Raw genomic sequence first — 25,374 nt, forward strand, 5'->3', positions numbered from 1 at the left:
TGATGGCACTGACGAATCTATGATTCATCAGTGCCATGCCTATTTAAAGTAAAGACTCAGCTCCATCAATGAATAATTCAGTACCGGTTATATGACTTGAAGCATCAGAGGCGAGGAAAGAAACGAGATCAGCTACTTGTTCAGGGGTTCCTGGTTGATGTTCTAAAGGTTGATTTCCTTCCGGGTACTTCACAGGAATCTCTATTTTTTGTAATTGCTCTTTTTTGGGGTGGGTGTTCTCCCCGATATTGGTTTCGATGGCACCTGGACAAATAACGTTCACTCGAATGCGATAATTAGCCAACTCTAAGGCAGCCATTTTACTAAATGCGACTTGCGCGGCTTTGGAACTGCTGTATGCGGACATCCCAAAGTTCGAGAAAACTCGACTACCATTAATGGAGCTTGTTAATACAATACTGCCTCCGTCGTGTTTTAAATGAGGTATGGCGTATTTTACTGTAAGAAAAGTGCTCTTTAAATTTGTCGAGAGGGTTTCATCCCACTCCTCAGGCTTTAGATCTTCAATTGGGGCCATGGTTCCGTTGATGCCTGCATTTGCAAAAACGATATCTAACTTGCTGAAACGCTCGATCACTTTCTCAAATGCATGCTCTAATTCTTGTGGATTAGATACATCAGCTTCGATAATGATCGCTTCTCCACCATTGGATTCAATTTCTTCTTTCGTTTCTTTTCCATGATCTTTTTTTAAATCAACGAGACAGACTTTTACGCCTTGTTTTGCTAGTTGGATAGCCGAAGCTTTTCCCATACCTGACCCGGCTCCAGTCACAAGGGCGACTTTATCTTTTAGTGAAGAGTAATGATCCATGATCCATTCCTCATTTCGTTTCATTTTACTCTTTTCATCAAATTGGTTGAAGAGTGTACTCTATTTATTTCCTACTTTGGATATGGTTGAAACATAGAGTTCAGGAATGAAGATTTAAGTCTCATATTAGAAAACTCTGAACAGAAACGATAGACTCATAGACTTTTTCCTGGGTCGTGGTAAAATAAAGTAAATAGGTCGTATAGGTGAAGGGGAATTCAGATGAAACTTTGGTTTAAGAAGATTTCGGTTGCTTTAATCACGTTGATGACATTGGGAATGTATATTCCACCTACATATTTGGATGCTGATGCAAAAGAAGGTAATAAGGATATTTTTTCATCAAATGAAGATGTGCAAGATAAAGATTTTGTTTTTTCTGATATCGGTGAGGACAACCTCTCTGATGACGAAGACTTTTCCAGTCTGGATTCCAGTGAAGACTACATCCAATTGTTTACCGATCAAGCAAGAGAGCAAACATTTACTAAATTAGGCCCCCGTATTGCAGATAAAGTAGAAGATGATTTCATGATGGAGGTCTTTCCTGGAATGGAAGAGGTTATCTCCAGTATTTTAGAAGATATAGATGAAGAAGAATTCCCATTTATAGAAATAAACGAACAAAAATCCTCTGTGAACGGCGAGAAAATTTTCAATATTTATGATAAGCAATCGAAAGAAGATGTGGCGAGGTTCCACGTTCGACGAGATTTGCGACCTAAAGAGGGATACTGGTTTAATTTCCATTATCATCTCCGAGACGATAATTACGAAGAACACCACGACCTTGGCGAGATTTATTGGGATAAAAACACACCACCGAAGTGGATGTCATAACAACAACCAAGAGTGCACATTGGTGCATTCTTTTTTTGTTGTGGGAGGAGGAGTTGCGTCGTATAGAATTAAAGCTACATCGTATAGGCTGGAAATTCGTTCGTATAGAATCTAAGTTCCTTCGTATAAACTTGAAGTTACACTGTATAGCCTGAGTGTTCGTTCGTATAACAATATCCGACAAATTTAGCGTCCACTCTTCAAGCCCTCCGAAATACTATATGAAAGTATCATTGCTAGAACAATCATTTATTATAGTGAAAAAGATTTGAAAAAAAGACTGAAAATTAGCATAATATAGAAAAAGAGAATGATAGGGGAGGGCGGGGCTGTGTTCTTAAGTAAAATGTTTTACAGTTTTGTATTCATTTCCTTTGTCCTTATTGCATCAGGAACAGGAACCATGGTTATCAACGCTTCGCCCGCTGAATTGGTTGATTCTCTTGAATCGATAGAATTAAATAACTATATAGAAATTCTCGAAGATCCGAACAAGGAGTGGGATATTCATGAGGTGACAACGGGAGAGGCCGCAACTCAATTTGAAAAAAATGACGGCGGCGTACCTAGTTATGGATATACCGACGCTGCATATTGGGTTCGGTTTCAAGTTATGAACAGCTCTGACAGGGTTGATTGGTTTTTGGAGCTAGAAAATCCTACGATGGATGTTGTAACCCTTTATGAGTTGTCCTCGAATGAAGAGGTTGTAGCCATTCGAGAAACCGGAGATCATTTTCCTTTTGCTGAACGGGAAGTGGATCATCGATATTTTATTTTCAGCTTAGAAAATAATCTTGATGAAGTGCAAACCTATTATCTTCGTTTTGAAACAGAAGGAGCTATGCAGCTTCCGCTGACTCTAAGAACTCAGGAATCGTTGATGATGACCACGCAAATCGATTATGGCATCTTGGGTTTATTGTGTGGATTAGCTTTAGTCATGGCTATTTATAATTTATTCGTATACCTTTCTCTGCGTCATCGAAGTTATTTATATTATGTAGGCTTTATATTTGTGAACTTATTGACCTATCTCTCTTTCACAGGTTTGGCTTATCAATTTTTCTGGCCTGAAGCGGTTTGGTGGAATAATCGTTCCATTGTGTTTTTCATGGGAGTATCAAACATCTTGGCACTCCTCTTTACAAGCAGCTTTTTAGGAATAAAACAACAGTTTCCCCGCGTGGCCAAATGGTTATTTTCACTTATAGGAATCAATATATTTGTTATTATTTTGTTGTTTTTCTCATATTCGGCTGCGCTAGATTTTATAGTGGTCGCTACAGGAGTTTCTGTACTATTTATTATTTCTACCGCTTTTATAAGCTTACGAAGGGGGTTTCGACCAGCACGTTTTTTCTTTCTGGCATGGCATATTTTTATCGTCGGAGTGTTGGTATCTATATTAACGGACATGGGGATGATCCCTCTTACTTTTGGTACGAAATATGCTTGGCAAATTACGACATCGATTGAATTAATTCTTCTGTCGTTTGCTTTAGCAGATAAAATCAATACGATGCGTCAAGAAAAAGAGAAAGCGGAACGTGACGCGATAGAGAGTCAGCAAGAGATGTTAGAAAGCTTGAAAAGAACCGATCAATTAAAAGATGAATTCCTCGCCATGACTTCTCATGAATTACGAACGCCATTAAATGGCATGATTGGGATTGCTGAATCCCTTCACGATGGGGCAGCGGGGACATTGAATCATTCAATGAAAACCAATTTATTCATGATTATTACGAGTGGAAGAAGACTGAACCATTTAATTAATGATATTCTCGATTTCTCGAAATTAAAAAATAATGATATGAATCTAAATCTGAAAAAAGTTCATTTAAAAGAAGTGGTCGATGTGGTGGCAACCATTTGCCAGACCTTCTTGAAAGACAAGCCAATACAACTCATCCATCACATAGATGATCGTCTTCCTCCTGTTCTAGCAGATGAAAACAGACTACAGCAAATCCTCTACAATTTAATTGGCAACGGGATTAAGTATACCAATGAAGGAAAGGTGGAGATCCAGGCTATACAGCGAAATGATCATATTAAAGTCACCGTTCAAGACACTGGGATAGGTATTCCTACGGAAAATATCGAATCAATTTTTTTGCCATTTCAGCGGGGAACGAACTCAGATCCTCAACAAGAGCAGGGGTTAGGGATTGGTTTGAATGTGACAAAGCGTCTCGTAGAACTTCAAAGGGGGCGCCTCACTGTAACATCCGAAGAAAAAAAGGGATCAACATTTACGTTCACCATCCCTACTTTTGATGAAAGTTTAACGATAGATGAGGAAATAGCAGCATCCTCCTCCGTAAAGCCAATGATAACAGATTTGCCAGACACAATGCGATTTAACGAACAATCAAACCGATCGCGCGATGAGAATGCTAAAACCATATTGGTAGTAGATGATGATCCAGTCAATCGACAAGTGCTGATAAACTATTTGTCCTTGGAAGGATATCAAGTAGAAACGGCTAATGATGGACATGGTGCACTGGAAATGATCGAGACTGATCAGAGGATTAATCTAGTGATGCTGGACATTATGATGCCAAGACTTTCAGGCTATCAAGTGTGTCAAACGATTCGAAAGAAACACTCGTTAACCGAATTACCAGTACTCATGTTAACAGCTAAAAATCAAATAGAAGATCGAATTACAGCTTTTGAGGTAGGGGCGAATGATTATTTAACTAAACCTACAGATAAACGAGAACTCCTTTCCAGAACGAAGACATTGCTTCAGTTAAATCAATTAGGTAGTGAAATAAAAAGCGTGAATGAAAAGCTTGCCTTGATGAATGAGCAGCTTGAGAAAAAAGTTGAAACCCGTACGAAAGAATTAGATGAAAAAAATAAAAAGTTAGTATTGAATAATGAAGAGTTAATGAGGTTAGAGAAGGAAAGAGTCCATCTTTTATCGAATATTTCACATGAGTTAGGTACACCGATTACATTTTTGCAAGGGTATGTCCAGACCGTAAAGGAAGGTTTCATTGAAGCGAATGACCCTAAATATTTAGAGATTGTGCAAAATAAGGTTAGGCTTCTAGACCGTCTTATTCAAGATTTATTCGATCTTGTGAAATTCGAGACAGGAAATATAGGGTTAAAAATCGTAAATGTTGAACTGGAAGATTGGTTAAACGAGGTCTATGAGAAATTTGAATATGAATTAAAACAAAATCACTTGTCGTTCAATACAAAGCCGGTGAAAAACAAAGATAAGTTTAAAGAAACGATCTTATTTATTGATTTGGAAAGAATGGATCAAGTCTTCTATAATCTTATGTACAATGCGATTAAACACACACCTTCTGGGGGTGACATTACTGTTTCATCACAAGTATGTGAGCGAGATCCGCTAAGTTCTCCAGATGAATTCGATGGAAAAGTGGTTATTGAAGTGAGAGATAATGGAGAGGGGATTGAAGAAAACGCACTCCCTCATATTTTTGAACGGTTTTATAAAGGAGCTCGATCTTCTACCTTTAAAGGTAGCGGCACAGGTCTAGGATTAGCGATTACAAAAGAAATTATCGAATACCATAAAGGTAACATTTGGGTGGAGAGCAAACGGGGAAAGGGGACCTCTTTTTTCTTCTCGTTACCTGTTGTGTTCAGGGATTCTATAAGAGAGTAATCATTGATAGTTTATATTAGGAGGTGACAAAGTGGAGCCTGAGAAAATTCTTATTGTTGAGGATGACGATGACATACGAGAACTGACTTCCTTGTACTTGAAAAAGAAAGGGTATGATGTTTTATCGGCCGATGATGGCTTGTCTGCATTGAATCTCGTTCAAGAACAGGATCCACAATTAATTTTATTAGATATTCTTCTCCCAGGTATGGGAGGGTTTGAGATTTGTGAGAAAATCAGAGTTGAAACGGATACTCCCATTATTTTTATGAGTTGCAAAAGATCATCGAGTGACAAAGTGAAAGGATTGAATGCAGGGGGAGACGATTATATCACCAAGCCCTTTGATCTTGCTGAGTTAGAAGCTAGAATTAAAGCCAATTTAAGAAGAAATGGCTTATCATCTAAAAACAAGAAAAGTAGACTTTTGAGATCAGGTCGATTATCAATTGATTTAAACAGTTTTGAAGTCTATGTGAATAACGAGAAAATTTCTCTTTACGCCAAAGAGCTTCAACTGTTAATGCTGTTTATGAAACATCCTAATCAAGTGTTTAATTCTGAACAGATTTACAACCAGATTTGGGGTTTAGACCATTTTGGTGATTTAAAGACGGTCTCAGTTCATATAAGGAATTTAAGAAAGAAAATAGAAGAAGATCCGGCCCGACCATCTTACATTCAAACTGTTCGAGGATTTGGATATAAATTTAATGATAAAGGTAAAATTTAAAAGTTTTTAGAAAAATCAACTAATTTTAACTTGGTTTTAACCTTAAGGATTTATAGTGAAATTCAGACAGGTTGACAGGACGAAAAAGACAGATTTGGGTAATCTTATTTTCATAATTAAGGAGTGAGAGAAAGAGGTTTGCAAAGCGATGCAGTAGGTGAAGGTGGTTGGTCTTGGATGAAGGAGAATAACGAATGAAATCAAATTCTTCCTACTAGATAAAGGCAAACTTGCTTAAAAGCAAGGACGCAAAGTTACGGGTCTAAGGGAACGTGGCATTTCCTAGGATCGCCGGACTGCCTATTAGGCATAATGGGGGAAGGGGGTCTAAGGGATGGAGAACATATTCAGCTCAAACTTAGACAACGAATGGGAGCGATTAATGGAAGAAGCGAGACAGCTGGGATTGACACCTGAAGACGTCCGGAGTTTTTTGACTGACAAAAAGCAAGCAAGAAAAGACATGTTCCTCGAAGCGAATAAAGGGATTATTTTGTAAAGGAGCATCCTCCTACTTAGATTAGTTGGTATTTTAGTATTAATAATTATTTAAAGAACTGAATAGACTCGAATTTAAAGAAGGTGTCTCTAAAGGTTGTTAAATTAGCAACCTAGTTGGAGACACCTTTTATTCTGCATATATAAATGTTAATAAAACACTGAAAATCGCTACTTTGCTTATGGGAAGTGCTTTTTAGCTATACTAAATAGCACCACCCAACGGATCAGGACGAAAATGAGAGGAATCAAGAGGAAATGAAATCAGCTAAGTAGAGGCTCACCAGAAGCACGATTTTTCGGGATCCTCTTTTCAAGAGGGAAAAAGAATCAGGGTCTAAATCTCGCATGAATAAGTATTTTTCTTTAAGCATGTTATGAACGATGAGGTATCAGGGTTAAATTGAATGTATAATGCTTGAGAGGGATGTGAAGACAACAGAGTACGTTCACCTGTTCACAAAAATGTCATAATATAAACGAGCGTCTAAGGTGTGATCTCATCCGACATGCTTTAAAATAGAATAATATGCACTACGTAGATAGTGAAAAGTGTTCTCAAATTTTTTGAATGAAATCTGTCTTGGGGATATGAAATTATTCTGCAAATAGGCTAAGGGTACCATTCTTATAACAAGATGAAGTAATAAATTTATTCATGTTTTATTTTCAGGGTAGACAATATTTTTATTAGGAGATAGTGAGCCGTTATGAAGCAATTAAAGCAAATGGCACAATCACATAAGAAAAAACGATCGATCCTTATGACTTCGTCGTTTCTCATTGGAGCTTCCATCATTGCGCAAGCTTACTTCATTGTGGCGATCGTTGATCATATTTTTCTGAATAACGGGGCGTTCAGCGACATTTATCCTTGGATGGGCGGTCTTATGGTTGCTTTGCTTTTAAGAGCCTTGCTTAGCTATGTGAATGGTCGAACAGGTGTGAAGATGGCATCAGAGGTGAAGGGAGATATTCGACGTAACCTGTTGGAGAAATTTTCTCGGAATCCCCTGCAAGCTTCATTAAAAGGGAAGTCTGGAGAAAAAGTGAGCATTATGCTTGATTCCGTAGATGAAGTTGAAAGCTATTTTAGGCATTATTATCCGCAAATGATTCAGTCGACAGTTGTTCCACTGATGCTTTTAGTGGCAGTCTTTTCATTTAACTGGGTGTCAGGGTTGATCCTCATTGTCACAGCTCCTTTTATCCCGATTATGATGATTATCATTGGCAAAAACACACAGAAAAAGTCAGAAGAACAAATGGATAAGTTAACGATCTTTTCAGGACGTTTTCTCGATATTTTACAAGGATTATCGACGCTAAAGTTCTTTGGGCGGGCGAAGGATAAAACGGAAGAGATTCGCCAAAGTAGTCTCGACTATCGAGATGCCACGATGGATGTGCTAAAGATTGCCTTTCTTTCTTCGTTAATGCTGGAGTTTATTTCAATGCTTAGTATCGCTCTCGTAGCGTTAGAGGTGGGACTTCGTCTCGTTATTTACGATCAGTTGACGTTTTTCACAGCTTTCTTTGTGCTCATCCTTGTGCCTGAGTTTTTTGCTTCTTTAAAGGAATTGGGAAGTGCCTTCCATACAGGAAGAGGCAGTTCAGGAGCGGCTACTCGTATTGCTGCAGAATTAGAAGAAGAGGAACAGCCAGTAAAGTGGGGGAACGAAGTGTTGGAGCATCGTACTGAACCTCCTTCTATCGAGTTAAGAGATGTTCATTTTTCATACGGTTCAGATCGTTTCGCTATTCATCAGGTGAATGCCCATCTTCTTTCCAATACTCATGTAGCCATTGTTGGCAGAAGTGGAGCGGGTAAAACGACACTGTTGAACCTGTTATCAGGCTTAATTGCCCCAACCGATGGCGATATTCACGTGAATAACCGGCCCTTGTTTGACTACGAAGAAAAGAGCTGGTTTGACCAGTTAAGCTACATCTCACAAAACCCCTATTTGTTTTCAGGAACGATCGAAGAAAACATTGTTCTTGGTATGTCAGATTACGTTTCAAGAGATGAGGTAGTGGAAGCGGCAGATAAAGCGGGGATTGCTGAATTGATTTACGGTTTAGACGAAGGGTTGGATACGAGAATAGGGGAAGGTGGAAGAGGTCTGTCTGGCGGTGAAAAGCAGCGAGTCGCTTTAGCGAGGGCCTTTCTGAAGAAACCTACTGTTATTTTGTTTGATGAACCAACGGTAGGGCTAGATCTGAAAACAGAACAAATTTTACAAAAATCAATGGAAGAATTAGCGCGATCGTCCACAGTGATCACAGTGGCTCATCGTCTCCATACGATTATGAACGCCGACCAGATTTTATTTCTCGAAGACGGTCAATTAGTGGCTAACGGAACACACCAAGAATTATTGGAGCTCTCGCGTGACTATAGAGAAATGGTTCATGTCCAGCAAGGAGGAGATGCAGGATGAAAGAAATGAGCATGATTGTGACATTGATGCTGAAAGAAAAAAAGGACATTTTCCTTTCTATTCTGTTTGGATTCCTTGCGGGGATGGGAGCAGTCAGTTTGTTCGCAAACAGCGGCTATCTTATTTCAAAAGCTGCGATTATGCCGCCTCTATATGTACTAACGGTAAGCATTGCCATGTTGAAACTATTCAGTTTTACTAGAGCTTTAAGTCGGTATGCGGAACGGTATTACTCCCATCGAGCGACATTTACGATTTTAAGTAATATGCGGGTTCATTTTTTCGACAAATTGATTCCGTTAGCTCCGGGGATTTTCCAGAAATATCGTAGCGGAGATTTGCTCTCACGGATTGTAGGAGACGTGGAAAGTTTACAAAACTTCTTTTTGCGGGTGTTTTATCCTCCGATTGTGATGGTTGTCGTCTTTTTAGCGACAATAGCCTTCTCAATGTTTTTCTCTGTACATGTGGCAGTGATTTTAATTGCCGGGCTCATTATAACAGGGTTTATCGTGCCTGTTATGTTTGCGAGAAAACAAAGGTCTATTGATCGAAAGGTGAGAGAGAAACGAGGAGAACTTTCCACTGAGGTGGCGGAATTCCTTTACGGTTTCCGTGATTTAAAAATCCACCAAACGTTAGATCAGCAAGAAAAAGAACTTGTACAGGCATCCCAATCTTACATTTCTGAGCAAGAAAAAGAAGGGAACCGTGCGTTATTTAGTCAATCGATGAACCAAGGGATTACGATGATGATTTCATGGTTCGTTCTTGGAGCAGGGGCGTATCTCGTGACGGTAGGCGAACTCGAAGGCGTCTTTCTCGCCATGTTGGTGATGATCTCGCTGACGGTGTTTGAAAATTCCGTCCCAATGGCAGCTTTTCCAAACCATTATGAAGATAGTCGTCGAGCGGCCGGTCGCTTGTCGTCTGTGGTAGAGGGGACGGGTGAGGCTGACAATGACAGTGAGACCAAAGAAGTACTGGACCCTAATGAGGCTTGGTCTGTTTCTATGAGTGATGTAACGTTCAGCTTTCCAGAAGAGCAACGGGACACTTTGAAAAACATCAATTTAACCATACCGCCAGGAACAAAAACGGCCATAGTGGGTCCGAGTGGTTCTGGAAAGTCTACGTTGTTTCAATTGATTTTAAATGTCCTACATCCTAATCAAGGAGAAGTGAAAGTGGGAGGGAGGTCCATTCGCCAATTACAAGAAGAAAGTATTTGGTCGGGGACAAACGCCCTGTTGCAAGATCACCATTTCTTTTATGGAACGATTCGATCAAACTTACAATTAGCCCATGACGATTTAACAGATGAAGACATGAAAACAGCATTAGGGCACGTGAACCTTCACGAGTTTTCTTTAGATGATAAGGTGTTAGAAAAAGGAGAAAACCTTTCTGGTGGGGAGAAGCAACGTTTAGCTATTGCGAGAGCTCTTCTCAAAGGAGGGCGGTTGTGGTTGTTAGATGAACCGACCTCTTCGATTGATGTATTAACTGAAAAAAGCATATTCAAGTATGTGTTTAGACAAGCTGAGAAAGACACATTGCTGCTAATTAGTCACCGGCTGACTGGACTTGAAACGATGGACCAAATCGTCGTCATGAACGAAAGAACCATTGTGGAAACAGGTACGTATGACCAGTTGATGAATTTGAAAGGTTATTTCTATGAGATGAAGCAAATTGAGAAAAATGTTTTCTCAGCTTAAAAGACAAAGTGTTAAAAAGCCACTCGGTAACCAAAGGGACGGTTCTTGCGGTTGAGATGCGCAGCACGACCCAACGGATCAGACGAAAATGAGAGGAAACAAGAGGGGGAAATTACTCATAAGCAAACAATTAAAAGAGCTTGTCCCCAAAGTAAGACTTTGGAGACAAGCTCTCGTTTTCGTATTCTATTTGGATGGATGCTATCAGATCAATTGAATTGAACCGAAGTGAATAGGTTTCGCACCAAGTAGAATTTCAATTTACATTCAGACCGCCCATTTTCGGTCGTTCGTAAAAGACACAGTTAGCCATTTCGTGTAATCGATGTGGTGAATCTTTGTTGAGATCTCCTCACGAATGTGGTCTTGGTCAGATATAGATTGAACTTTCGACGTCTTTTTCACGATGAAGTCGACTTCAATGGATAAGGTTCTGCCTACTTTAGATATGCGTAAAATCGTTTCTTGCATATCATACTTTGATTCAACATCATAAATAACGGTTTCAATTTTTCTTGTCAATTCCTCTTCAGGGGTCATTTCCAAGACTTCTCTCATGGAATGACGTATCTCTATCAGAGGAACTTTAATAAAATAAATAGAGACGATGACGACCATCAATGGATCTATATATGGAACAAGAGCTTGCATGGAAGGGATATATTGGAGGATGGCGGCCAATACAAAGCCGACCAGAACTCCTGCACTTACGAGCGTATCCATTAGCCATTGGTTCGATTCGGCTGAAATGAATCCTGTTTTACTTTGTGAAGCGTGTTTATTTAAATAACGGTAGATGACCAAACATGCAAACGTACTTGTTGCAGCATAAATTAGTGCGGCACCTACTGCTACATCTCTACCACCTTGAAAAATAGAAACGATGGCCATGATCAGTGACCCGATGACTAAGATTAAAATGATTGCATACTTAAAAGTAATCACGAGCGGTTCAATCATGTCTTTTCCAAATGGAAAGCGACGCCAATCATTTTTTGACATAAACGTGGCTGCAGTCAGTGAGAGTAGCGATAAAGCAACACTGATTAAAGAATACAGTCCGTCGAACAAGATCATTTGTGATTGAAATAATGTTCCTAAGACAATGCCCGCAACTGAAAAAGCGATTGCGGCATAAACAGAGGCCATTAATACCTTTTTATCTTTATTTAATTTTTGTACCATGATTTATTACTCCTCAGTTTGATAATGCTTTCGTTAAAAATTCCACCAATTCTTTTTTTGACCGGTTAGGATCGCCGGCACTGGCGTGTGACAAATAAAATGACTCTGCTCCGTGTTCCACAAGACCTACAGTGAAATTTGCTAAATAAGGAATACTGCCTTTGTCTGTAAGGAGGGATTTCGAACGAAGTTCCTTAAACTGAACTTCGAGCCATTCATAGTATGGTTTGTAAATGTTATCCCATGTCTCAAACGAATGATAAAAAGCCATTCCTGAATATATAAATGTGATCAATTTTTTGTATTCCTTTGTCAAATCATAAGAAACATCAACCAGAGACTGGAGCAGTTCTTCTAATATCAAAGGTTTAGTGGAGTATGTTTCTTTCATTCTTGTTAGCTGTTCTTTTAATATCGTTTCAGCTATCGCTGGAACAAGCTCATTTTTTGATTGGAAGTACAGATAGAACGTCCCTTGTGCAACGCCAGCATGTTTAACAATTTGAGAGACAGACGTTTTTTCAAACCCTTTGTCTCGGATAACCTCTACAGCGGCCTGAACAATCTTCTCATGTTTGGTTGATTCGTTTTTCATCGTAACCTCCAAATAAATAATATAAAAAGTGAGTGACTGACTGTCAGTCATTTTAGTCTATTGTATCTGACAAACCTATTTTCGTCAAACAATCTGTCTGATAAGAAGTTGGCGACGAACAGAGAGCATATCGAAGCTGAACGTAGCGAACATGGGAGATTGACGACGAACAGATAGCACGTCCAAGTTGAACGTAGCGAACATGAGAGATTAGCGACGTTCAGCTAGACCGTCAGAGCTGAACGTCGCCAACATGGAAGATTGGCGACGATTAACTTTTAGCATATGACCTCATGTTTAGAGGGTTTCCCAATCGTAAGACTTTTGGGAAACCCTCTTGCTGACTAATGCAATTCAGTTATTTTACAGAGGTTAATGTCCCTTTTGCGATAATGGCCGAAATGTTGTCTTTCTCTATATTTCGTTTAACGAGCGTATTTCCAGTGCTTTCACACCATGCTTCCACGTCTCGGATGAATCCTTGATCGGTTACAGAGATCTTGACGGTTTGACCGTCTTCTAGTTTCTTTATCGCTTTGTGTAAATTCATAATCGGTCCTGGACATGAGAGTCCGGTAGCATCAAGCGTCACATCGGCCTCTTCACTGGAAGTTGTGTGAGGTGTCATGTTATTACGCTTTAAATCATCTTGATAAGAAGTAGAACAGTTGTGATTCACACATGAATACGTTTTGTATCCACCACTTAAGTTGATCGGTGTGAATCCGTTTTGCTCAAGTATTCGTGTCGCCAAGTATCCTCTTAAACCAACTTGACAAGTGATATAAATGGGCTGACCTTCTGGTAATTCGTTCATACGATCCCGCAGTGTATCGAGGGGAATATTAACTGAACCAGGAATAGAACCCATTTCTACTTCGCGAGGATCGCGTACGTCGACGAGAAATCCTCCATTTGCTACGATCTCATCAATCTCATGATAATGCACAATATCCAATTCACCATCAGCTACATGAGAAGCGACGTAACCAAGCATATTCACAGGATCTTTAGCAGATGAGTAAGGTGGTGCGTAGGCTAATTCTAACTCTGGAAGGTCAAACACGGTGAGACCTCCTTTGATGGCCGTTGCGAGCACATCGATTCGCTTGTCTACGCCGTTCATACCTACACCTTGAGCGCCATAAATGGTTCCGTCTTCTGGATTAAAGGTCATTTTCAATGAGACAGGGAAACCTCCAGGATAATAACCGGCGTGAGAAGCAGGATGAACATGAATCGCTTTATAATTGACACCGAGCTTTTTCAACGTTTTTTCATTGTTCCCTGTGGCAGCTACGGTGAGATCAAATACTTTTGCGATGGAAGTACCCAATGTTCCTTTGTATTTCAATTTCTTACCGTAAATATTATCAGCGACCATTCGTCCTTGGCGATTCGCTGGCCAAGCGAGGGGAACCATTGTTGCTATTTGTTGAACATAATCTTTCACTTCAATAGCGTCTCCGATGGCATAAACGTGAGGGTCTTCCGTGCGTAGATACTCATCAACAAGAATACCACCTCGGTCCCCCACTGGAAGGCCGGCTTTAACAGCTAATTCGTTCTCAGGACGAACGCCAATGGATAGAATCGTTACGTCACTTTCAAGTTCTTGGCCACTTTGTAAAACAATTTTCTTGCCTCTATCACTAAAAGATTTCACACCATCATTTAGGATCAAGGTAGCTTTACTGCGGATGTGCTCATGAACAATTGAAGCCATTTCGTAATCAATCGGGGCCATGACTTGATCGGCCATTTCTACGACAGTCACTTCGATGCCGCGAGCATGAAGGTTTTCAGCCATTTCAAGCCCGATGAAACCTCCGCCAATAACAACAGCCTTTTGTGGATTTTTTTCATCAACCCACGATTTGATTCGATCAGTATCTGGAATATTCCTAAGGGTGAATACTTGCTCCGATTCGTTAAGACCTTCGATTGGTGGCACAATAGGTCTCGCCCCTGGTGATAAGATCAGTTCATCGTACGTTTCTGTATACTCTTCTCCTGTAGCTACTTTCTTTACAGTGACGGTTTTATCAGCTCGGTTGATCTCAGTCACTTCAGATAAGTTGCGGATGTCCAAGTTAAATTTCTTCGACATGCCTTCCACTGTTTGGACAAGAAGCTTTTGTCTGTCTTGGATCGTACCGCCTATATAGTAAGGCAATCCGCAGTTGGCAAAGGAAATGTGTTCACCTTTTTCAAAAACAACAATATGAGATGTTTCATCGATTCTTCTAAGTCTTGCTGCAGCAGTCGCTCCACCAGCAACCCCGCCAACAATAATTATTTTCTTTGTCATATGAATAACCTCCATTAGTAGTATCAGTCATAAATAAATACCTATAAGGGTATATTAATTTAAATTCAGCGTGATGTAAACGGCTTTAACTAAACAGATGTGACCGTTCTGTGAAAGGTTAAAAAAGCTATCTCAGGAACACTGAGATAGCTTATCTATGATTCTTCTTTATGTTTCAATTTTTTATATTTTGAGACAAGACTGGAATCGTAATTAGGATAATTGGAAGTTAAGTAGTCTTCGTAATGGGCACCGTAAGTAAGGATGGCTTTTTTTGTGCCGACTGGTTTCCAGAATAGTTTGCCCAAATAATACTCCCATTCCTCCAGGTCACCACTTTGGCTGTCTCCTTTTTGATGGCGATGGGCTAATTCTTCAAGTTGAACTCGAATAAGACCAATATTCATGAAATAAATGGCGAAAAGAACAAGAATCACACTAACGATAATAATGAAGGTCCACATGATTATACCCCCTTCTTGCTAAAAAAATGGTTGAACATATTAAAATCATAACACGTGGATGAGTTTTTTGTCGCAGATAATGAAAGAATGAAAGGGTAAGAGAAACAGATTATCATATGGAATAATATTGAAATTAGATTGGTCTCCAGTTAAACTGGGAGGGAGTCTACAAGGAGGGAATTAAATGGGAAATGTGAAAGAGTTGGCAGCTTTCGTATTTATTGCTTGTCTTCTCGTTGGGATAGGATTGTCAATGGCTATCAGCAAGAGTGAAGCAACCTATCAAACTGTTGAAGGAGACATAGGGTATTTAATGAACACTGAAGAGATAGAATCTGGGGTGTTTGATCGAGCCTTCGATGCTGATTTCAGAGCAAAGGTTCGCGTAACAGAGATCGAAAAAGTGGAAAGCGTAAGTGCACTGGCATCCATATATGAGAACGGGGAACGAGTTGCTCAGTATTCCCTTGGACAATTGAGCTTTGATGAGCAGTTTCCTTTTAATAGTGAATACATCACTTTTGCAGCTGGCGGATTAAACGGACTAGCTGAAGATGGAGAAGGCTATTATTGGACACATGTCATAAGAATAGATGAGAGTAGTTTGAAAAGTGAATTGGACTTAACAAATGAAGGGGAATTCACTTCATGGTTAGAATATGAGGCAAGTGCGGTTAATGACGGCGAACCGGTTATATTTGGCATAGGTGTCATAGAAGGAAATGATGAATATCAATCTTATTTTAATGATCGCGATGAGTTTTATAGCTGGGCGAACGAGCAAGAAAAAATCGTCACATTTGAATTGCTTGTCTCCTCAAGCGGAGTAGAGGTGGAATCTTGGGATCACCGCGATGATGAATAACAAAGACCCGTTATGCTGATCATAACGGGTCTTTTCAGCGGACGATTATGCGTCCCAGCTATTTACTTCTTTTTCTGCTTCTTCTTTAGACTTGCCATAGCGCTCTTGGATCTTACCAACAAGCTTCTCTTTATTTCCGTCTACTTCTTTCACGTCGTTATCGGTCAACTTCGACCATTTCTTTTTCGTTTCTCCTGTGAGTTGTTTCCATTTTCCTTTTAATTGATCTTGGTTCATGATAAAACCGCTCCTCTCAATTATTAATTGACTATAGTGGAGATATTCCACCTCTCCTTCCATCCAAAACATAAACAGTTAAATTTGGTACAATAGTTGGTAATTGACCAAATAATCCCACTGAGGTGACAGGATGAACTTGCAAACTTATAGATCTTTAGATGCAACAGATTTAGCTGAACTTATAAGGAAAAAGGAGATGACGCCGAAAGAACTAGTGCTTCTTAGTTTTCAACAGTTAGAAAGAGTGAATCCGGAGCTAAATGCCGTGACTTCTCATCGGAAAGAACGAGTGCTGGCTGAAGTGGAAAGGTTTCAAGCGATGGACCAACCTTTGGGCGGAGTACCCATGCTGCTGAAAAATATATCGCAGACCGTTCAAGGAGAGAAGATGACAGCTGGATCGAAGTTGCTGCAATCGAACGTCTCTGAGCAAGACTCCAATCTAGTGAAAAGGCTTCGGGAATCGGGCATATTAATGCTGGGGCATACGAATGCGCCTGAATTCGGCTTGAAAAACATTAGCGAACCGGAGCTTCATGGACCTACGCGAAATCCATGGAACAAGCGGTATTCCCCCGGAGGTTCCAGTGGTGGTTCAGCGGCAGCAGTCGCTTCAGGCATTGTGCCTATAGCAGGAGCTAGTGATGGAGGAGGATCCATTCGCATTCCAGCTTCTTTCACAGGGCTATTCGGTTTGAAACCGACGAGAGGAAGAACACCAGTCGGGCCAGGGACGGGCAGGCAGTGGCAAGGAGCGGCAATTGACTTTGCTGTGAGCCGGTCTGTGCGAGACAGCGCTACGATGCTCGATTTACTTCAAACCATTCAACCGGAGGCGGCCTTTCAAACGCCATTATTTCAAGGGTATTATCGTGATGAGAGAAGGAAAGGTTGGGACAAGCCCCTGCGTGTAGCTGTATCGATGGAGTCCCCTGTTGGCACTCCTGTCTCAGAAGATGCACGACTAGCCGTGAGGAAAACAACGAAATGGCTTGAAGACAATGGCCATGAAGTGGAAGAAGTAACACCGGAAATTGATGGAAAAGATTTAATGAGGAATTATTATTTAATGAACTGTGGTGAAATGTCAGCAGTTATTCTCACGTTGGAAAAAGCGTTGGGAAGGCCGCTTAGTGAAAAAGATATGGAAATTGAAACTTGGTTGCTCAATCAAGCAGGAAAATCTGTCACAGCCGCTGAGTTTACGATGAGTTTGGCAGCGTGGGACACGGCAGCAGCAAAGATGGCCGATTTTCACAAAGCGTATGATTTTTACATCACTCCAGCTACCGCGTTTATTGCGCCAGATGTGGGCGAATTGACTCATTCAAAAGAAAGCAAAGAAAAACTTTTGGATGAATTTGAAAGAGGCAACAAACAAGAGCTTATTTATGAGATGTTTTTACCCAGCTTGACCTATACGCCGTTCACACAATTAGCGAATCTAACTGGACAACCAGCTATGTCCGTTCCCGTCTATGTATCTGATCAAGGAATGCCTCTTGGAATACAGGTGATGGCCTCGAAAGGAAGAGAAGATCTCCTTTTACGACTTGCTTTTCAGATGGAACAATCAGAGTTGTGGGAAGGAATGAACGAGAACCCTTATTTCGAAGGGTGATCCGTGGACTTTGCTGAAAAAAGGAGTTCTATGCACAAAAACTGAGGTTCTATGCTGAAATGCAGAGGTTCGGATAGGATCGAGCTCAAGACGCTCAAGCCACCTATAAAAGAGTGGTTTGATCGTTTGTTTTGTAGCACTTAAATGTGAAGCTGGAGAAGTTACGCTGTATAGATCTCGAATTGCTTCATATAAAAACTCCATTCGTTTATATACAAGCGGAGTTAAGTCGTATAGAGTTGAAGTTACGTCGTATAGCTGAACCATTCGTTCGTATAACAGCATTCGACAAGTTTTGCGAAGGTCTTAAAGAAGATTTGATATAAACGATTAGTAATTCGGTGTTAGGAAGTCTCGTGACTTTTGAACTGAATCATATGAGGGTAATTATAAATAGTTAAAATAAATGATCTAATTTAATTTTTTTTACGTTGTATAAGTAAGCAGACTATTCATAGTGAGGAGATTGTGATGATTAGACCCGACGATATAAAACTTTATGAACGTCTGCGTTTAGGTGACAAAGAAGCTTTAGAAACATTGTACGACAAGTATGAGAGGCTTCTTTATTCTTTTTCCTATAAGATGGTAAATAATCCTGAAGCAGCTGAAGAAATTGTTCAGGAAGTTATGATTAAGCTATGGAAAGGGAAAGGAACTTATTCCCCGGACTATGGAAAGTTCTCTTCTTGGTTGTTAACAGTGACGAGACACACGGCCATTGATTATTTACGAAAGCAACAAAAAGTAACGACAGAAGAAATCCATACCGAAACGGAACTCCACGACGATCAGACTCCAGTTGAGGAAATGGTCGAGTGGAAAGAGAAAGGTGAGCGATTACGCCAAGCGATGAGAACACTGAAAAAAGACCAGCGAGTGATCATCGACTTATTTTATTTCAAAGGGTATTCACAGAGGAAGATTGCTGAGCAAACAGACATACCACTTGGAACAGTAAAAGGTCGAATCCGATTAGCATTAAAGCACTTGAAAGCTGAATTGTATGCAGAAAGGGGGGATTTACAATGACGGAACGCCAATGCGAAAAAATAATAGATTATTTTAATGAGCAATTACCTGAAAAAGAGACAAAGGAATTTGAAGAGCATTTGGCTAGTTGTGAATCCTGTCAGGAGGAGTTAAAAGAATTGCGCCTATTAACAGAGGATCTCCCCTTTATGTCTGAATCATTGGAACCACCGACAGGTATGAAAGAACGCATATTCACTAATATGTTCTCTGAAGAAGAGAACAAGACGACAACGCAAGACGAAGATCGTAACAAGGAAGTGCCTCTACTCAGTCAAAACAAAACTGAAGAAGAGCCAGTGCAATTAAACCGGAAGTCCAAGTCCTCTCCAATCATTTATGGTTCTCTTGCAGCAGCACTTCTGCTTTCTTTAGTGGGAAATGGATACCTATGGAATGAACGTCAGGACTTAGCTGATGAGAATCAGCAGATAGCGATGGAACGGGATATTATCGAATCTGATTTTCTCGCCCTTCTTGAAGAAGGCGAAGAAGGCGGAGGAACATCTGATGTCCTTTTAACGTCTAATCTATCTTACGCAGGGGAAGAAGAAAGCGATGGCGAAGGGACAGCGACGATAATTGCCAAAGACGGCAACGTAGATCTTGTTATTCAAGTATCGGATTTGCCTCCTGTCACAGGAAGTGAAGTTTTCCAAGCGTGGATTATTGATGGTGAGACCCCTCACCCTGCAGGGAATTTTAATATTGATGAAGATGGAAATGGTGCAGTCACCTATCGAATCAGCGACATGGAAGATTTTCAAATTGACCAGATTGCCATTACGTTGGAACCTCAACCAGGCAACGAACAGCCTGAAGGGCAAATCATCTTGGCATCTAAATAAAAAAATAAAGTAACCAGTCTGCCAGATAAAGCTTCTATGCTTTACCTGGCAGACTTTTTTTGATGAAAACAAGATAGAGCACAACAAATCCAGTATTGAACGCCACAAATCGGCTGGCGAGCGCAACAAAAATGAGAAGGAACGTCACAAAGCGAATGCACAGCGCAACAAATCAGAGTACGAGCGCAACAAAATCTCAACAGACTGCAAATAAAAAATATATTCAGAAACCACGTCACGCTAGGCTAAATCGCCAAAATCGAAAAAGCCTAAATAATTTTTTAATAAAAAAGTGATCCATTTCGAATTTCTCTCCGTTATCTTGGGTGAATACAAATTAAAACAAAAAAAGGAGAGTGTTTGAACATGAATTGGAAAAGAACATTAGTAGCAGTTCCTTTAAGTGCAGCATTATTAGTACCAGCAACCTCGGTTTTTGGACATGACCACGACAGCTCAGATAATGGGGATTACGATGATCATGAATATGAAGTAAGCGTTTCGACTCCAGCCTCTGACCTCAGAGCCACACTGGATCTTTACTTATCAGAACACGCCTTTTTAGCTGTTGTAGCTATGCAAAAAGGGATTGACGGAGCTGATGATTTTGAAGAAGCTGCCGGGGCATTAAACAGAAATACCGATGATCTCACAGCGGCTATTACAAGTGTATATGGCGAAGATGCAGGTGACATGTTCCGTGATATGTGGGAAGATCACATTGGATTTTTCGTAGATTATGTCATGGCGACAGCAGAAGAGGATGAAGAAGGAAGAGAAGCAGCTTTAGCTGAATTAGATGACTATCGTGCGGATTTCTCTCAATTCCTTGAGTCAGCTACTGACGAAAGGCTTGAAGCTGGAGCTCTAGCTGAAGGATTACAAATGCACGTAGACCAACTGATTTGGGCTTTTGACCAATATAATGACGGCGAGTTCGACTCAGCCTATGATAATGTTCGCGAAGGGATCCACCATATGTTTGGCGTAGGGAAAGGTTTATCAACAGCTATCGTTGATCAATTTTCCGAAGATTTCGATGGATCTCATCCTGACACGCCGGCAGCAGACCTTCGTGCAGACTTAAACCACCTGTTTTCTGAGCATGCTGCTCTAGCAATCGTAGCTATGCAAAAAGGAATAGACGGAGCAGAAGATTTCGAAGCGACAGCGGGAGCATTAAACGAGAACACGGAAGACTTAACAGCGGCAGTTGCTTCTGTATATGGTGAAGAGGCAGGAGATGCCTTCCGTGACCAGTGGAATGATCATATCGACTTCTTTGTTGACTACGTTATGGCGACAGCTGAAGAAAATGAAGCAGGACAACAAGAAGCATTGGATAACCTTGATGGATACCGAGTAACATTTGCTGAATTTCTTGAAGGTGCGACAGAAGAACGTCTTGACGCTGGCCAATTAGCTGATGGATTGCAAATGCATGTGGATCAGTTGATCGGAGCTTTTGACAGCTATGTAGACGAAGATTATGCAACAACTTACGAAAACGTTCGTGAAGCTTATGCGCACATGTTCGGTGTAGGCGAGAACTTGTCTGGGGCTATTGTAGACCAACATCCTGAAGATTTTGAATCAGGTATGCCAAGTGAAATGCCTAAAACAGGTATGGGTGGCATGAGTGATGCAAACCAAGGTGCTCCTTGGTACTTGTATACAATGGTTACATTTTTACTAGCGGCTTCTATTGTCATGGTTGCTAGAAAAAAAACAGTCAATCAATAATCTAACGACACTCTTAGCTTGAAAAAAAGGTGATGATGATGAAAAAATGGATGCTGGTTTTGGTTCTGATGTTAACTGCGTGTTCTTCAAATGAGTCAGAGGAAACTTCAGAAAATGTAAACTCGAATTCCTCCGAGGTACCTGAAAATGAGCAAGAGGAAACCGAAGAGGTTTTGGAGATCGAGGAAGAAGAAGGCACACAGTTGTCTTCCTCCTCTTCTTCTCTTTCTCTTGAACGGCCGACCGAGCGGAGAGAGCGAGATCAATCTTCTATTCTGAGTTATCAACGTGAAGGAATTGATCCTAACCGTATTGAAATCCCGGCTTTAGATATAGATACTTCCATTGAGAATGTGGGATTACTTCCAAACGGACAAATGGATGAACCGTCTACTATGGAAGATGTGGCGTGGTATGAGGGGGGCTACATGCCGGGTGAACAAGGAAGCTCTGTTTTAGCCGGTCACGTAGACAGCAGGACAGGACCAGCCATCTTTTTCGACCTTCACAAGCTTGAGCAAGGCGACGAAATAATTTTGACAGATGAAGACGGCGAAGAGAAAGTATTCGTCGTGCAGAAATCAGAGAGTTATGATCGAAATAATGCGCCGCTTCAACAAATATTCGGTTATTCTTACCGTAGTCAGCTCAATCTGATTACGTGTACGGGAGAATTTAATTCCGAAGCAGGCACCCATGATGAACGGCTTGTTGTCTACACTGTATTGAAAGATGACTTGCAGAGTTGGTAGTTTCTTAACTCGATGGATCATTTGATGATCTGTCGAGTTTTTTTGTGGTGAGAGCGTAATTTCATATGAATGAAAAAAGCAAAAACGGCCAGACAGTCTTGTGATAAAATATGGTTATTCATTAACTTACTACAATCATATGGCGGGTGAGAAGAATCGAACCTATATTAGAGCTAAAAAAACTATCCAAAAGTTTTGGCGAAGAGAATGTATTAGATGAGATTGACTTGACTGTGTACGAAGGAGAAATTATCGGATATATCGGACCGAATGGAGCGGGAAAAAGTACGACAGTGAAAATCTTGCTCGGCTTAATCGAAGAGTATGAGGGGAATGTGCGCATTTTCGGTGAAGATATTTCAAAAGGAAATCATACATACAAAAGACGAATCGGCTATGTTCCTGAAACGGCTGACCTTTACGAGAACTTAACAGCCTATGAATACTTAACCTTTATCGGCGAATTGTATGGATTGGAAGGGGAAGAGGTCGATCGAAAGGCGAAAGAATTAGTAAAGCTATTTGGGATTGAAGAGGTCTATCACTCACGGATCTCTTCTTTTTCAAAAGGGATGAAGCAAAAAGTGTTGATCATTTCAAGTATGATTCATAATCCGGACTTGTTGTTTTTAGATGAGCCGTTGAGTGGGCTAGACGCAAATAGCGTCATGATTGTGAAGGAAATTCTAGCTAAATTAGCTGCCGAAGGAAAAACGATCTTCTATTCTTCTCACATCATGGAGGTTGTGGAGAAGATCAGTCACCGCATTGTCCTCTTAGCTAATGGGAAACTGCTTGCTGATGGCAGTTTCGAAGAGTTAAAAGGGCAAAACATGGACGGAACACTAGAAGAGATATTTAATCAATTGACTGGCTTTGATGAACATCAAAATATTGCCGAAAAATTTGTTCAGATTGTACAAGAAGGTTAAAAATGAAAAATTATCCTTCACTAAAGTTTGTCGATTTATTTAAACGGTTATTTCTCTTTCTAGGCGTCGATTATCCAGTCATGCGTAAAATCCTCCAAATCAAACTAACGATGGATCGTCGAAGAGTCCCGACAGTATTTAATGAGCAAAATAAAAAGATCAATAATGACTCCAATCAATTTTTGAAATCGTTATGGGTGTATGCCTTTCTAGGGTTGATCTTGGTGCCGTTTATCCTCATTAGAGATAGCTATATCTTCCCTATGAGTCTAGTTTACGGGGTGTTGATGTTTCTGCTCATGACGTCGATGATTTCCGATTTTTCACAAGTACTCCTCGACATCCGTGATAAAAACATTCTAAACACAAAACCAGTTGAAAAAAGAACGATTAACGCCGCCAAAATTGTCCATGTAGGGATTTATATGTTCATATTAACGGCGACGATTACGATGATTCCGTTAACGGTGAGTTTGTTAGCGAGAGGCGTGCCATTTTTCCTCCTGTTTTTAAGTCAAATTATATTGATTGACTTGCTCGTTGTTGTGGTGACGGCTCTGTTATATATGGTTATCCTGAAATTTTTTGATGGGGAGAAGTTAAAAGACATTATTAATTACGTGCAGATTGCCTTATCTCTTTCAATCGTCGTTGGATACCAACTGGTTATTCGCTCTTTTGAATTTTTTAATTTAGATTTTGGATTTCACGCTCAGTGGTGGCAAATATTTCTGCCTCCCGTTTGGTATGGTGCCATGTTTGAAGTTCTCTTAGGACAAAACAGAGACGTTTATATTATCGTGTTCTCTATTCTGGCCCTCATTGTCCCGTTTGTGTCTATTTTCATATATATCAAGGCGATCCCTTCATTTGAACGGAACTTGGAGAAATTGTCCAGTCAGAGTACTGTTAAAAAGAAGAGAAAGCCCCTGTTGGGTTCTTGGTTCGTTAAGCTGATTTGTTCCAGTAAAGAAGAACGAACATTTTTCTTTTTCGCACAGAAGATGATGAAAAATGAGCGTCAATTTAAACTTAAGGTGTACCCTTCGTTTGGATTATCGTTTATCATTCCATTTATACTGATCTTCAATGAATTGCGAACGAGTTCCTTTACCGAAATTGCCGACAGCAGGTATTACTTGTCGATCTATTTTGCAGCGATGATGATTCCGACGATCGTTCTTATGCTAAGGTATTCACAATCTCATAAAGGTTCATGGATATTCAGAGCCTTGCCACTGGAAAATTTGAGTCCGCTATATAGAGGCACACTTAAAGCATTTATGGTCAAACTCTATTTTCCTGTCTTCACTTTGCTTAGTATCTTGTTCATGGTCATTTTCTCTGTAAATATATTTTTAGATTTAGTTGTCGTATGGCTCGCATCAAGTATTTTTGTGGTGTTGTGCTTTAAGTCTGTTAATGGAAAGGTTCCTCCCTTCTCAGAATCATTTGAAATGACGCAACAAGAGACTGGGAAAATGTTTCTCATGTTCCTCCCCATTCCTCTACTTTTCGGAATCCACTTCTGGATGACGACGATGGAATACGGAGTCATAGGGTATGCGGTGGTTTTATTTGTTGTCAATTGGATCCTTTGGCGAAAACTATAGATTTATAAAAGCGCTGGACATTGTTCCAGCGCTTTTTATGATGCTTAGGAAAGATCATACGTTGAATGGTTTATTCTTTAAAAAATACAGCCTGATCCACATTTATTCATGTGATTTGTTCTTTATAAAGTTTATGTGGCATGACTAATTAGTATATAAGCTAAATATATCAAGAAATTTTTAGCCGGACGGTCATGCTGTCAGAATTTGATTTGCCATCATTAGCTGTTCGCAAGCAGATCGCAGAGGCGGTGGACATCATTATCCAGCAAACCTTGCTGAAAGATGGGTCGAGAAAAATTACGCGAATTACAAAGGTAGTGGGAATAGATAGTGACGAGATTCTGTTGCAAGATCTGTTTTTGTTTAAAGAAAAAAGTACAACCGATGGGAGGGGAAATCTTAGGGGAGTTTCTTGGTTCAGAAGCATGTAACATTAAA

At 40.2% G+C, this 25,374-nt stretch carries 21 protein-coding genes and 1 riboswitch; of the genes, 15 read left to right on the plus strand and 6 right to left on the minus strand.

What is annotated here, in order from left to right:
- Positions 1 to 43: 43 nt before the first annotated feature.
- On the minus strand, positions 44 to 859 hold the full coding sequence (locus CR194_RS15290; protein WP_233254388.1) for an SDR family oxidoreductase: 816 nt from the start codon (positions 857 to 859) through the stop codon (positions 44 to 46).
- Positions 860 to 1,057: 198 nt separating this feature from the next.
- On the opposite strand from CR194_RS15290, the gene CR194_RS15295 reads away from it, so the two are divergent.
- The 6 genes from CR194_RS15295 (at position 1,058) to cydC (ending at position 10,732) form a co-directional block, all read left to right on the plus strand.
- The gene (locus CR194_RS15295) at positions 1,058 to 1,675 is read left to right on the plus strand and encodes a YpjP family protein (protein ID WP_110610613.1); all 618 of its coding nucleotides are present in this window, start codon (positions 1,058 to 1,060) and stop codon (positions 1,673 to 1,675) included.
- Positions 1,676 to 2,006: 331 nt separating this feature from the next.
- Positions 2,007 to 5,336, plus strand: a complete 3,330-nt coding sequence (locus CR194_RS15300) for an ATP-binding protein (protein ID WP_158282290.1) — start codon at positions 2,007 to 2,009, stop codon at positions 5,334 to 5,336.
- A gap of 31 nt (positions 5,337 to 5,367) precedes the next feature.
- On the plus strand, positions 5,368 to 6,069 hold the full coding sequence (locus tag CR194_RS15305) for a response regulator transcription factor (RefSeq protein ID WP_110610617.1): 702 nt from the start codon (positions 5,368 to 5,370) through the stop codon (positions 6,067 to 6,069).
- A 213-nt stretch (positions 6,070 to 6,282) separates the two neighbouring features.
- A riboswitch (cyclic di-GMP riboswitch) is annotated at positions 6,283 to 6,373 on the plus strand.
- Between the two features lie 30 nt (positions 6,374 to 6,403).
- Positions 6,404 to 6,568: an anti-repressor SinI family protein gene (locus CR194_RS15310; RefSeq protein WP_110610619.1), complete on the plus strand. Its 165-nt coding sequence runs from the start codon at positions 6,404 to 6,406 to the stop codon at positions 6,566 to 6,568.
- Between the two features lie 709 nt (positions 6,569 to 7,277).
- Positions 7,278 to 9,011 (plus strand): thiol reductant ABC exporter subunit CydD, encoded by a 1,734-nt coding sequence (cydD, locus tag CR194_RS15315; RefSeq protein WP_110610621.1) that lies wholly within the window; start codon positions 7,278 to 7,280, stop codon positions 9,009 to 9,011.
- Positions 9,008 to 10,732 (plus strand): thiol reductant ABC exporter subunit CydC, encoded by a 1,725-nt coding sequence (gene cydC, locus CR194_RS15320; RefSeq protein WP_110610623.1) that lies wholly within the window; start codon positions 9,008 to 9,010, stop codon positions 10,730 to 10,732. Before cydD ends, cydC begins: the two co-directional genes overlap by 4 nt.
- Before the next feature lie 267 nt (positions 10,733 to 10,999).
- Here the strand turns inward: cydC and CR194_RS15325 are convergent, their stop codons facing one another.
- The 4 genes from CR194_RS15325 to CR194_RS15340 all read right to left on the minus strand — a co-directional run bounded on the left by CR194_RS15325 (position 11,000) and on the right by CR194_RS15340 (position 15,287).
- Entirely contained in the window at positions 11,000 to 11,917 is a 918-nt protein-coding gene (locus CR194_RS15325) for a cation diffusion facilitator family transporter (RefSeq protein WP_110610625.1), read from the minus strand.
- 13 nt (positions 11,918 to 11,930) lie between these two features.
- Positions 11,931 to 12,512 carry a TetR family transcriptional regulator gene (locus CR194_RS15330; RefSeq protein ID WP_158282291.1) on the minus strand — a complete coding sequence of 194 codons (582 nt, stop codon included), beginning with the start codon at positions 12,510 to 12,512 and terminating at the stop codon, positions 11,931 to 11,933.
- 358 nt (positions 12,513 to 12,870) lie between these two features.
- Positions 12,871 to 14,823 (minus strand): CoA-disulfide reductase, encoded by a 1,953-nt coding sequence (locus CR194_RS15335; protein ID WP_110610629.1) that lies wholly within the window; start codon positions 14,821 to 14,823, stop codon positions 12,871 to 12,873.
- 155 nt (positions 14,824 to 14,978) lie between these two features.
- On the minus strand, positions 14,979 to 15,287 hold the full coding sequence (locus CR194_RS15340; RefSeq protein WP_110610631.1) for a hypothetical protein: 309 nt from the start codon (positions 15,285 to 15,287) through the stop codon (positions 14,979 to 14,981).
- 184 nt (positions 15,288 to 15,471) lie between these two features.
- Here CR194_RS15340 and CR194_RS15345 point away from each other — a divergent pair, with 184 nt between their 5' ends.
- Positions 15,472 to 16,152: a hypothetical protein gene (locus CR194_RS15345; RefSeq protein ID WP_110610633.1), complete on the plus strand. Its 681-nt coding sequence runs from the start codon at positions 15,472 to 15,474 to the stop codon at positions 16,150 to 16,152.
- A 45-nt stretch (positions 16,153 to 16,197) separates the two neighbouring features.
- On the opposite strand, the gene CR194_RS15350 is transcribed toward CR194_RS15345, so the two are convergent.
- Positions 16,198 to 16,389, minus strand: coding sequence for a CsbD family protein (locus CR194_RS15350; RefSeq protein ID WP_110610635.1), 192 nt, complete (start codon positions 16,387 to 16,389; stop codon positions 16,198 to 16,200).
- Positions 16,390 to 16,522: 133 nt separating this feature from the next.
- Between CR194_RS15350 and CR194_RS15355 the strand changes: the two genes are divergently transcribed.
- The 8 genes from CR194_RS15355 (at position 16,523) to CR194_RS15390 (ending at position 25,367) form a co-directional block, all read left to right on the plus strand.
- Positions 16,523 to 18,013, plus strand: a complete 1,491-nt coding sequence (locus tag CR194_RS15355) for an amidase (protein ID WP_110610637.1) — start codon at positions 16,523 to 16,525, stop codon at positions 18,011 to 18,013.
- 471 nt (positions 18,014 to 18,484) lie between these two features.
- Positions 18,485 to 19,045, plus strand: a complete 561-nt coding sequence (locus CR194_RS15360) for an RNA polymerase sigma factor (RefSeq protein WP_110610639.1) — start codon at positions 18,485 to 18,487, stop codon at positions 19,043 to 19,045.
- Positions 19,042 to 19,893 (plus strand): anti-sigma factor, encoded by an 852-nt coding sequence (locus tag CR194_RS15365; protein WP_110611104.1) that lies wholly within the window; start codon positions 19,042 to 19,044, stop codon positions 19,891 to 19,893. The genes CR194_RS15360 and CR194_RS15365 overlap by 4 nt, the downstream gene beginning before the upstream one ends.
- 366 nt (positions 19,894 to 20,259) lie before the next feature.
- Entirely contained in the window at positions 20,260 to 21,636 is a 1,377-nt protein-coding gene (locus CR194_RS15370) for a copper amine oxidase (RefSeq protein ID WP_110610641.1), read from the plus strand.
- A gap of 68 nt (positions 21,637 to 21,704) precedes the next feature.
- Positions 21,705 to 22,388 (plus strand): class F sortase, encoded by a 684-nt coding sequence (locus CR194_RS15375; RefSeq protein WP_233254389.1) that lies wholly within the window; start codon positions 21,705 to 21,707, stop codon positions 22,386 to 22,388.
- A 146-nt stretch (positions 22,389 to 22,534) separates the two neighbouring features.
- On the plus strand, positions 22,535 to 23,320 hold the full coding sequence (locus tag CR194_RS15380; RefSeq protein WP_110610645.1) for an ABC transporter ATP-binding protein: 786 nt from the start codon (positions 22,535 to 22,537) through the stop codon (positions 23,318 to 23,320).
- A gap of 2 nt (positions 23,321 to 23,322) precedes the next feature.
- Positions 23,323 to 24,933: a hypothetical protein gene (locus tag CR194_RS15385; RefSeq protein ID WP_110610648.1), complete on the plus strand. Its 1,611-nt coding sequence runs from the start codon at positions 23,323 to 23,325 to the stop codon at positions 24,931 to 24,933.
- A gap of 194 nt (positions 24,934 to 25,127) precedes the next feature.
- The gene (locus tag CR194_RS15390; protein WP_110610650.1) at positions 25,128 to 25,367 is read left to right on the plus strand and encodes a hypothetical protein; all 240 of its coding nucleotides are present in this window, start codon (positions 25,128 to 25,130) and stop codon (positions 25,365 to 25,367) included.
- The last annotated feature ends 7 nt before the right edge of the window (positions 25,368 to 25,374 follow it).

The sequence above is a fragment of the Salipaludibacillus keqinensis genome (genome assembly GCF_003226325.1).
Classification (GTDB): Bacteria; Bacillota; Bacilli; order Bacillales; family Salisediminibacteriaceae; genus Salipaludibacillus; species Salipaludibacillus keqinensis.